At 64.2% G+C, this 10662-nt stretch carries 10 protein-coding genes; 6 read left to right on the top strand and 4 right to left on the bottom strand.

What is annotated here, in order from left to right:
• A partial coding sequence (gene gmd, locus H8A95_RS38465; protein WP_229187805.1) for a GDP-mannose 4,6-dehydratase occupies window positions 1-929 on the bottom strand: 929 nt, incomplete at its 3' end.
• A gap of 140 nt (window positions 930-1069) precedes the next feature.
• The gene (locus H8A95_RS38460) at window positions 1070-1744 is read right to left on the bottom strand and encodes a Crp/Fnr family transcriptional regulator (protein WP_092115508.1); all 675 of its coding nucleotides are present in this window, start codon (window positions 1742-1744) and stop codon (window positions 1070-1072) included.
• A gap of 398 nt (window positions 1745-2142) precedes the next feature.
• Here H8A95_RS38460 and H8A95_RS38455 point away from each other — a divergent pair, with 398 nt between their 5' ends.
• Together H8A95_RS38455 and H8A95_RS38450 are read left to right on the top strand one after the other, a co-directional pair.
• Entirely contained in the window at window positions 2143-2964 is an 822-nt protein-coding gene (locus tag H8A95_RS38455) for an ABC transporter ATP-binding protein (RefSeq protein WP_050423145.1), read from the top strand.
• On the top strand, window positions 2961-4889 hold the full coding sequence (locus tag H8A95_RS38450) for a long-chain fatty acid--CoA ligase (RefSeq protein ID WP_229187804.1): 1929 nt from the start codon (window positions 2961-2963) through the stop codon (window positions 4887-4889). Before H8A95_RS38455 ends, H8A95_RS38450 begins: the two co-directional genes overlap by 4 nt.
• Window positions 4890-4951: 62 nt before the next feature.
• On the opposite strand, the gene H8A95_RS38445 is transcribed toward H8A95_RS38450, so the two are convergent.
• Window positions 4952-5317 carry an endonuclease domain-containing protein gene (locus H8A95_RS38445; RefSeq protein ID WP_229187803.1) on the bottom strand — a complete coding sequence of 122 codons (366 nt, stop codon included), beginning with the start codon at window positions 5315-5317 and terminating at the stop codon, window positions 4952-4954.
• Between the two features lie 83 nt (window positions 5318-5400).
• On the opposite strand from H8A95_RS38445, the gene H8A95_RS38440 reads away from it, so the two are divergent.
• The 4 genes from H8A95_RS38440 (at window position 5401) to H8A95_RS38425 (ending at window position 9733) form a co-directional block, all read left to right on the top strand.
• A complete protein-coding gene (locus H8A95_RS38440) occupies window positions 5401-6294 on the top strand; it encodes a branched-chain amino acid ABC transporter permease (RefSeq protein WP_163161766.1) in 894 nt (297 codons plus the stop codon).
• Between the two features lie 3 nt (window positions 6295-6297).
• The gene (locus H8A95_RS38435; RefSeq protein WP_229187802.1) at window positions 6298-7371 is read left to right on the top strand and encodes a branched-chain amino acid ABC transporter permease; all 1074 of its coding nucleotides are present in this window, start codon (window positions 6298-6300) and stop codon (window positions 7369-7371) included.
• 58 nt (window positions 7372-7429) lie between these two features.
• A complete protein-coding gene (locus H8A95_RS38430; RefSeq protein WP_229187801.1) occupies window positions 7430-8713 on the top strand; it encodes an ABC transporter substrate-binding protein in 1284 nt (427 codons plus the stop codon).
• A gap of 180 nt (window positions 8714-8893) precedes the next feature.
• The gene (locus H8A95_RS38425; protein WP_229187800.1) at window positions 8894-9733 is read left to right on the top strand and encodes an ABC transporter ATP-binding protein; all 840 of its coding nucleotides are present in this window, start codon (window positions 8894-8896) and stop codon (window positions 9731-9733) included.
• A gap of 74 nt (window positions 9734-9807) precedes the next feature.
• Here H8A95_RS38425 and H8A95_RS38420 read toward each other — a convergent pair.
• Window positions 9808-10662 (bottom strand): AGE family epimerase/isomerase (locus H8A95_RS38420; RefSeq protein WP_229187799.1); only part of this gene is annotated, 855 nt, incomplete at its 5' end.

Here is a 10662-nt window from a genome sequence, read left to right as displayed (position 1 = left end):
GGCCGGAAATAGGTCGGGTCGATCTGCACCAGGGTGTTGCCGGACGCCTTGTCGATGCCGACTTCCTCGACGCCCTTGCCGCGCCACTCGATGCTGCGGCCGACCTCCGCAAACGCCAACTCGACGAATTCGCGGACCGAACGCGTCTCGCCGGTCGCGAGCACGAAATCGCCAGGCTCGTCCGCCTGCAGTATCCTGTACATGCCCTCGACATAGTCGCGAGCGTGGCCCCAGTCGCGCTTGGCATCGAGATTGCCGAGATAGAGCTTGTTCTCGAGGCCGGCCTCGATGCGGGCGACGGCGCGCGTGATCTTGCGCGTGACGAAGGTCTCGCCGCGGATCGGGCTCTCATGGTTGAACAGGATGCCGTTGCTGGCGAACATGCCATAGGCCTCGCGGTAGTTTACCGTGATCCAGTAGCCGTAGAGCTTGGCGACGCCGTAGGGCGAGCGCGGATAGAACGGCGTGGTCTCCTTCTGCGGCACCTCCTGCACGAGCCCGTACAGCTCCGAGGTCGAGGCCTGGTAGAACCGGGTCTCCTTTTCCATGCCGAGGATGCGGATCGCCTCCAGAAGGCGCAGCACGCCGATAGCATCGGCATTGGCGGTGTATTCCGGGCTCTCGAAACTGACCTGGACGTGGCTCTGGGCGGCCAGATTGTAGATCTCGGTCGGCCGGATCTGCTGCACCAGCCGGATCAGATTGGTCGAATCGGTCATGTCGCCGTAGTGCATCAGGAACGGCACGTTGCCGGCATGCGGGTCCTGGTAGAGATGGTCGACACGCGCGGTGTTGAACGAGGACGACCGGCGCTTGATTCCGTGCACGGTGTAGCCGAGGCCGAGCAGATATTCGGCGAGATACGCGCCGTCCTGCCCGGTGACGCCGGTGATCAGCGCAACGCGCCGCTTTGAGTCCTGAACCGTCATATCATCTCCAGAGAGCGCGAGACCGCGCGATCCCGACGAGGCCGGTCTGTAGCATCCGGCCTCCCCCAAGTCTAATGGCATAATCGTTTGAAATCAGGACTTTAGAGCGTCCGAAAATGGCAAATACAGCCCAGGGGCCGTCACTCCCCGTAGTGGCGCAGCCGGTCGAGCTCGATGATCGTCACCCCGCCATATTCGAGCCGCAGCAGCCCCTCGCGCTCCAGCCGCTTCAGGCATTGGTTGGCGTTCTGCCGGGAGATTCCCGACAGCGCGCCGATCTCCTCCTGGGTGATTTCAAGGTGCAAGGTGAGCTCGGGGTAGAGGATCGGATTGAACAGCGAGGCGATCGAGCGCGCCAGCCGCGCCGTCGCATCCAGCGTCCGGCCATATTCGAGCAGCGCGATGAACTGGCCGAGCCGCTCGTTGAGCTGTCCCACCAGGAAGCGATTGAAGCCGACGCTGTTCTCGAACAGCCACACGAACGTCCGACGATCCATCATCGCCAGCCGCGTGTCGCGCAGCGCGACCACGTCGTAGCGCCGCAGCTCGTTCTTGAGCACGGTCCCCTCGCCGAACCACGCGCCGGCCGTGAGGCCTGCGAAGCTCGCCGCCTTGCCGCCGCGCGACACGATACCCATCCGCGCCAGCCCGGTGACGATGCCGGTCCAGTACTGAAAATTGTCGCCGCGCATGAAGATGAATTCGTTGGCGCGGTAAGACTTCTCGGAAATGCCGGCGCGCGCGATTTCGATTTCTTGCTCGCTCAGTTCGCGCGACCAGGCCGCGATGCGCTTGAGGTAATCAGCAGCGATCATTCTGGCGACGGCATCCCACCCCAAAGACACAGACACGATATTGCACCGCAGCAATGCCGTGCGCAAAGCCAGGAGCCCGCCTCCTGGAATGCCAGCGAAAATTCCTGACCAATTGTCGGGCACATGACAATTCAACCTATCGCTTTCTCGTATTCAGAGCCACCTCGCGTAACGCCGCGCTGCGCCTTCATGGAGCGTTGAGGCGGACGACGCGAGGCCGGGCATGCAGACGGGGTGCGGCGTTACCGCGCATGATGCAGGCGATCGGGGCGAGCGATGCTCCGGAACGCCGGCACCAATAGTCGGATGGTCTCCCTTCGGCAGCCCGTATAAGATCGAAACAAGATCGAAGCGAAGATAAAGAGCGCGCCAAAGCGCCCATATCTGGAGGGAACAGGGTGGCTAACAGTCTCGAGGTGCGCGGAGTCTCATTGCGCTTTGGCGGCGTCCGCGCGCTGACCGAAGTGAGCTTCGGTGTCAACGAGGGCGAGCTGTTCTCCATCATCGGCCCGAACGGCGCCGGCAAGACCTCAATCGTCAACTGCATCTCCGGCCGCTACCGGCCGACCGAAGGCCAGCTGTTCTATCGCGGCCAGGACATCACCGGCCTCACCCCGAACGCGCGGCCCCGCCTCGGCATCGGCCGGACCTTCCAGAATCTCGCGCTGTTCCACCATATGAGCGTGCTCGACAACATCATGGTCGGCCGCCATCACCTCCTGAAGAACAACTTCATCACGGGATCGCTGTACTGGCTGACCGGCGCGCGCCGCGAGGAGCTGGAGCACCGCCGCAAGGTCGAGGAGATCATCGACTTCCTCGACCTGCAGTCGGTGCGCAAGGCGACCGCCGGCACCCTGCCCTACGGCCTGCGCAAGCGCGTCGAGCTCGCCCGCGCGATGGCGCTCGAGCCGCAACTGATCCTGCTCGACGAGCCGATGGCCGGCATGAACTTCGAAGAGAAGGAGGACATGGCGCGCTACATCGTCGATCTCAACGAAGAGTTCGGCATGACGGTCATGATGATCGAGCACGACATGGGCGTCGTGATGGACATCTCGCACCGCGTCATGGTGCTCGACTTCGGCCGCAAGATCGCCGAGGGCGATCCGGCAACCGTGCTCGCCGACCCCCACGTCAAGCGCGCCTATCTCGGGGAAGAGGACGAGGTACTGGTCGATCCCGACGACAAGCCGGCGGTGCGGGAGAGCGCGGCATGATCGACTATGCCGGTCGCGCCGCGCAGGCCGACACCTTTCCCAAGATACTGCGCCTCAACGCCAGGGAGCACGGCAAGGAGATCGCGCTGCGCGAGAAGGATTTCGGGCTGTGGCGCGAATTCACATGGAACGACTACCAAGCCCGGACCCATGATTTCGCGCTCGGCATGATCGAACTCGGCCTCGGGCGCGGCGACGTGGTCGGCATCATCGGCGACAACCGGCCGGACTGGGTCGCTGCCGAGATCGCCAGCCACGCGATCGGCGCGATGAGCCTCGGCCTCTACCGCGACGTGCTGGACGAGGAGGCTTCCTATCTGCTGACCTATGGCGAGGCCAGGCTGGTCTTTGCCGAGGACGAGGAACAGGTCGACAAGCTGCTCGGCCTTGCCGATCGCGTGCCCAATCTCAAGCACATCGTCTATTCCGACCCACGCGGCATGCGAAAATACGATGATCCGCGGCTGATGGAGGCGAGCAAGCTCGTCGCACTGGGCCGCGACCGCGCCGCGCGCGAACCCACCCTATACGATCAGCTGGTCGACGCCACACGCGGCGAAGACGTCGCAATCCTCTGCACCACCTCCGGCACGACAGCCAATCCGAAGCTCGCGATGCTCTCGGCCGGACGCGTGCTGCGGCACTGCGCGACCTATCTCACCTTCGATCCGAAGGGACCGGACGACGAGTATGTCTCGGTGCTCCCGCTGCCCTGGATCATGGAACAGATCTACGCGCTGGGCAAAGCGCTGCTCTCCCGGATGAAGGTCAACTTCGTCGAAGAGCCCGACACCATGATGCACGACTTCCGCGAGATCGCACCGACCTTCGTGCTGTTCGCGCCGCGGGTTTGGGAATCGATTGCGGCCGACGTCCGCGCCGGCGTGATGGACGCCTCGCCGTTCAAGCAGCGGCTCTACGATCTCGGCATGAAGACCGGGCTTGCGGCGCTCGCCGAGGGCAAGCGCTCGATATTGGCCGACCAGCTCTTGTTCCGCGCGCTGCGCGACCGGCTCGGCTTCACGCGACTGCGTTCGGCGGCGACCGGCGGCGCGGCGCTCGGACCGGATACGTTCAAGTTCTTCCAGGCGATGGGCGTCCCGCTACGCACGCTGTACGGCCAGACCGAGCTGCTCGGCGCCTACACGCTGCATCCCGAAGGCAAGGTCGATCCCGACACGACAGGCGTGCCGATGGCCGACAACATCGAGATCCGCATCGACAATGCCGACATCAACGGCGTCGGCGAGATCGTGGTGCGGCACCCGAACATGTTCCACGGCTACTACAAGAACCCCGAAGCATCGGTCGCCGACATCAGGGACGGCTGGATGCACTCGGGCGATGCCGGCTACTACAACGACAACCGCCAGCTCGTCGTGATCGACCGCATCAAGGATCTCGCCGAGACCTCGCGCGGCGAGCGCTTCTCGCCGCAATATATCGAGAACAAGCTGAAGTTCTCGCCCTATGTCGCCGAGGCGGTCGTGCTCGGCGCCGGCCGCGACGCGCTCGCCGCGATGATCTGCATCCGCCACTCGATCATCTCGAAATGGGCGGAGAAGAACCGGCTCTCGTTCACGACCTATACCGACCTGTCGTCAAGGCCCGAGGTCTATGCGCTGCTGAAGAAAGAGGTCGAGACGGTCAACGCCACCTTGCCGCCGGCACAGCGCATCTCGCGCTTCCTGCTGCTCTACAAGGAGCTCGATGCCGACGACGGCGAACTGACCCGCACCCGAAAGGTCCGTCGCAGCGTCATCAACGAGAAATACGCCGATATCATCGAGGCGATCTACCGCGGCAAGGCCAGCATCCCCGTCGACACCGTGATCCGCTTCCAGGACGGCACGACGCAGCGCGTCCGCACCACGCTCGAGGTCGTCGATCTCGGCCGCGCCGCGATCGCGGAGGCCGCGGAATGATGTTCTCCGCGACACACATTGACCGTCACCTCGCCCCGCTTGCGGGGAGAGGTCGGATCGCGTCAGCGATCCGGGTGAGGGGGAGCCTCCGCAAGCGCGTTCAGGATCGTTTCGAGAACACCAACCAAATTGCTGGAGACGTCGTTGTTCCAGAAACGCAAGACACGGTAATTGTGGTCGACAAGCCATTTGTCGCGAATAGCATCGGACTGACTGTCGGCGTGCTGCCCGCCGTCCACCTCGATTACGAGGCGGTGCTCGCGGCAGATGAAGTCGACGGTGTAAGGCCCAATCGGCTCCTGTCTCACGAACTTGTAGCCACTCAGCCTGCGAGCACGAAGCCTGTACCAGAGCGTCCCTTCAGCATCCGTCGAGACGTTTCGCAACTTCCTCGCGCGTTTGATTTTGGACTCATTAGCACCGCGCATGCGGAAGCTCCCCCTCACCCGCCGCGCTTCGCGCGCCGGCCTCTCCCCGCAAGCGGGGCGAGGCGAACGGTTCAGTGTAGCACATGAACATCCAGTTCCTGATCCAGCTGATCGTCAACGGCCTCGTCGTCGGCACGCTCTATGGCGTGGTCGCGATGTCGTTCGTGCTGATCTACAAGGCGACGCAGGTCGTGAACTTCGCGCAGGGCGAATTGCTGCTGGTCGGCGCCTGGGTGTGTTGGGCGCTGCTGACGAAGTACCAGGTGCCGTTCTGGATCGGCATGCCGATCACGCTGGTCTTCATGTTCATCTTCGGCATCGCGATCCAGGTCGTGATCCTGCGGCCAATGATCGGCGAACCGATCATCTCGGTGATCATGGTGACGATCGGCCTCTCGACCGTGTTTCAGGCCGCACTGAAGTGGATCTTCGGCGTCAACCCGCAGCCGTTCCCGCGCGTGTTCCAGAGCCAGGCGGTCAGCCTGTTCGGGCTGCAGATCCAGACCGTCTATGTGATGAGCCTCGTGGTCTCGCTCGCCATGATGGTCGGCATGGCCTGGTTCTTCCGCGCTTCAAAATACGGCCTCGCGATGCGCGCCACCGCCTTCAACCAGCAGGTCGCGCAGTCGCTCGGCATCTCCGTGAAGAGCGTGTTCGCGATGGCCTGGGCGATCTCGGCCACGGTCTCGGCGGTTGCCGGCGTTGTGGTTGCGGTCGTCAACGGCGTCTCGTCCGGCCTCTCTGCCTACGGCATCAAGGTATTTCCGGCTGCGATCCTCGGCGGGCTCGACTCGGTCGGCGGCGCCGTGCTCGGCGGCATCATCATCGGGCTACTGGAAAATGTCGCCCAGTATGTCGACAGCGAGTACCTGCACTGGGGCAATCTCTACGAGATCGCGCCGTTCTACGTCCTGATCATCATCCTGATGATCAAGCCGTACGGCCTGTTCGGCACCAAGGACATTGAGCGGGTCTGATCAATGGCGACAAGCACACTCATCCCCTCCGGCGATTTCCGCACCAGCTACGCGGCCGACACCACGATCTTCCCGACCGCGACCAGCCGCAATTTCGCGATTCTCGGCATCGCTCTCGCCTGCTGCGCGCCGCTGCTGCTGTCCAACTACCTGCTCTCGATCGCGATCCAGATCGGCATCTTCGCGATCGCGGCGCTGGGCCTCAACGTCCTGGTCGGCTTCACCGGCCAGATCTCGATCGGCCACGCCGCGTTCTTCCTGTTCGGCGCGTTTACCTCGGCCTACATCTCCAACAACGCGCCGATCCCGGTGTTCTTCGCCATTCCCCTCGCCGGCGTGATCACGGCGCTGGTCGGCCTGATCTTCGGTGTGCCGGCGGCGCGGCTGAAGGGGCTCTATCTCGTCATCGCGACGCTCGCCGCGCAGTACATCCTGCTCGATTTCTTCTCGCGCGCCGAATGGTTCTCGGGCGGCTCGGTGCCGGCCAGCGCCAACCCGTTCTCGATCTTCGGCTACACCCTGCGCGGCGACCGGCAGTATTTCTACGTCGTGCTCGCCTACATGGTGATCAGCTATCTGCTCGTCACCAACCTGATGCGCACCCGCGACGGCCGCGCGCTGGTCGCGATCCGCGACCACTATCTCTCCGCCGAGATCATGGGCATCAACCTGACCAAGTACCGGACGCTGTCGTTCGGACTGGCCGCCTTCTTTGCAGGCATCGCGGGCGCGCTCTATGCGCATTACCAGCTCGTGGTGTCCCAGGAAGGCTTCGGCATCGAGCGCTCGGTGCTGTTCCTCGCCATGGTCATCATCGGCGGCACCGGCTCGGTGATGGGCACGCTGATGGGCACGGCCTTCGTGGTGCTGCTGCCGGAATCGATGGAATGGCTGAGCGCCTGGCTGAAGGGCAGCGCCTTCGACAAGGCGCTGCAGCTCAACAACAACATCACCTTCCTGCGCGAGATCGCGATCGGCCTGATCATCATCGGCTTTTTGATGTTCGAGCCTGATGGCCTCGCGCATCGCTGGCGGCAGATCAAGGCCTACTGGAAGCTTTATCCATTCTCGCATTGACGCAGGGCACGAAACGCAACTCAAATTCGGTTCAACGAATAAGCAGGAGGAAACAACAATGACGATTAGATCCCTTTTGAGCTCGGTCTCCCTCGCGCTGCTGATCGGCAGCGCCGCCGGCACCGCGCAGGCGCAGATCGCCATCGGCCATCTGCAGGACCTCTCGGGCGGCACCTCCGACGTCGGTACCCCCTATGGCCAGGGCGTCGCCGACACCTTCGCCTGGGTCAACAAGAACGGCGGCGTCGGCGGCAAGCAGCTCAGTGTCGACAGCAACGACTATGGCTATCAGGTGCCGCGCGCGATCGCGCTGTACAAGAAGTGGTCGGCGTCCGACGCCAAGGTCGCGGCGATCATGGGCTGGGGCACCGCGGACACCGAGGCGCTGACCGGCTTCCTCGCGCAGGACAAGATCCCCGACATGTCGGGCTCGTATGCTGCCGCGCTGACCGATCCCGAAGGCACCAGCGGCAAGGCCAAGCCCGCGCCGTACAACTTCTTCTACGGCCCGAGCTACTCGGACGCGCTACGTGCCGAGCTGACCTGGGCCGCCGAGGACTGGAAGGCCAAGGGCAAGCCTGGCAAGCCCAAATTCGTCCACATGGGCGCCAACCATCCCTATCCGAATGCGCCGAAGGCTGCCGGCGAAGCGCTCGCGACCGAGCTCGGCTTCGAGGTGCTGCCGCCGCTGGTGTTCGCACTGTCGCCCGGCGACTACTCGGCGCAGTGCCTGAGCCTGAAGAGCTCCGGCGCCAACTACGCCTATCTCGGCAACACCGCGGCCTCCAACATCTCGGTCATGAAGGCCTGCAAGACCGCGGGCGTCGACGTCCAGTTCCTCAGCAACGTCTGGGGCATGGATGAGAACGCCGCCAAGGCCGCTGGCGATGCCGCCGACGGCGTGATCTTCCCGCTGCGCACGGCAGTCGGCTGGGGCGGCAACGCGCCCGGCATGAAGACGGTGATGGAGATCTCGAAGATGTCCGATCCGTCGGGCAAGGTCTATCGCCCGGTGCACTACATCGCCGCGGTCTGCAGCGCGCTCTACCTGAAGGAAGCGCTGGATTGGGCCACCAAGAACGGCGGCGCCACCGGCGAGAACGTCGCCAAGGGCTTCTACCAGAAGAAGGACTGGATGCCGGCCGGCATGGAGGGCGTCTGCAATCCCTCGAGCTGGACCGAGAAGGATCATCGCCCGACGACGAAGGTCGATCTCTATCGCGCCAAGGTTTCCGGCGCGACCGATGGCGACATCAACGACCTGATGGGCAAGGGCACGATCAAGCTCGAGAAGGTGAAGACCGTCGAACTGCCGCGCAAGCCGGAATGGTTTGGCTGGTGAGGTGGTGAGGCTGCCACCAGCGCAGCCTCGACAACAATTGTCATCCCCCGCGAAAGCGGGGGATCCAGTACGCCGCGGCCTCTCGATTGATCGCTGGCGTCTCTGGAATACTGGGTCACCCGCCCTAGTGCGCAGTTGCGCACGAAACGCGGGTGACGACAGTGGAGAGTGATCGAGACCATGAACGAAACCCTCGAAGCTACCCGCCCGGTGCCGACGGCAGTCCCACCGCCGCCGCTGCTGAGCGTCAACAACATCGAGGTCGTCTATGACGACGTCATTCTGGTGCTGCGCGGCCTCAGCCTCGAGGTGCCGAAGGGCGCGATCGTGGCGCTGCTCGGCGCCAACGGCGCCGGCAAGTCGACGACACTGAAGGCGATCTCCGGCCTGCTCAAGACCGAGGACGGCGAAGTCACCCGCGGCGAGATCCTGTTCGAGGGCCAGCGCATCAACGGCATCGATCCGGACAAGATCGTCCGGCGCGGCATCTTCCAGGTGATGGAGGGCCGCCGCATCGTCGCCGACATGACGTCGCTGGAGAATTTGCGGCTTGGCGCCTTCACCCGGCGCGACGGCGAGGTCTCGGCCGATATCGATATGGTGTACAAGTATTTCCCGCGCCTGAAGGAGCGCACCGGCCTTGCCGGCTATCTCTCCGGCGGCGAGCAGCAGATGCTCGCGATCGGCCGCGCGCTGATGGCGCGCCCGAAGATGATCCTGATGGACGAGCCGTCGATGGGATTGTCGCCCCTGCTGGTCAAGGAAGTGTTCGCGATCATCAAGGAGATCAACCGCGATCTCGGCGTCACGATTCTGCTGGTCGAGCAGAACGCCCGTGCCGCGCTTTCCGTCGCGAGCCACGGCTACATCATGGAGCAGGGCAAGGTGGTGCTCGACGGCTCCGCCGACGAATTGCGCGACAACGAGGACGTCAAGGAATTCTACCTCGGCGGCGCCGGCGACCAGCGCAAGAGCTTCAAGAACCTGAAGAGCTTCAAGCGGCGCAAGCGCTGGCTGTGAGGCCGTGGCGCGTTTTAGCGCGGAGTTGAGGACCAGTTCGCGTGCAGAAAGCGCTTCCAGCCATGAAGACGGTTCTAGGCGAGCACCTGCTCGGCTTCGGTGACCGCGCAGAGCACATGGTAGAACGACGACGCCGGGATCGTGGCGACCAACGACGCACCGTCGCGGTCGAACTGGTCGTACCAGCCGCCGGCCACGGGATGGCTGAGATAGTGCCGTTCGAGCAGCACCAGCGCCGCGCGCGCCTCGTCCGCAGCGCCGGCCTCGCCCGACTCGGCCTGCGCGATCCAGGCCTTCGCCAGCTCGCTCTGCGGCCACAGCCGCCTGGAATGGCGGCGGATGTTGCCCTCGGCATCGCCCTCGTCGATCAGGCAGCCGGTGGCGTCGCGATAGCGCAGCGCAGAGGCCAGCAGCTCGCCGCGCGGGCGCCCGGTGGGACAGCCGGTGATCCGCTCAAATCCCTTCAACAGCCAGACCCATTCCGCAAGGTGTCCAGGCTCGACGCTGACCGGCGGGATCTTCGACCAGTCCTCCTCGAAATATTCGCCGAGCACCCGCGTCTGCTTGTCGTAGAGATTGGCCAGGAACAGCGCGAAGAAATCGCCGGCGCGGTTCTGGAACGACAGATCGTGCGTCGCGTCGAAGCAGGCGATCATCGCCTCGAACAGATGCATTTGCGGGTTCTGCCGGCGCGGCATCGACGGCGGCAGGCCCTCCTGGAAGCCGCCATGGGGGGAACGCAGCTGGCTGTCGAGGAACGACAGCAGCGCGTCGATCTCGGCGCGGACCTGGGCGTCCTGGACGAGGCCGTAGACGGTCGCCAGCGCGAGCAGGATGAAGGCATGGCCATAGGTGTCGCGCAGCGGGTCATGCACGCCGCCTTCCGGCGTCAGGCTGAAGACGAAGCCCGGCCGGCCGTCCGGCGCCCT

The organism is Bradyrhizobium oropedii, from assembly GCF_020889685.1.
Lineage (GTDB): Bacteria > Pseudomonadota > Alphaproteobacteria > Rhizobiales > Xanthobacteraceae > Bradyrhizobium > Bradyrhizobium oropedii.
This window is presented reverse-complemented; position numbering and strand designations above follow the sequence as displayed.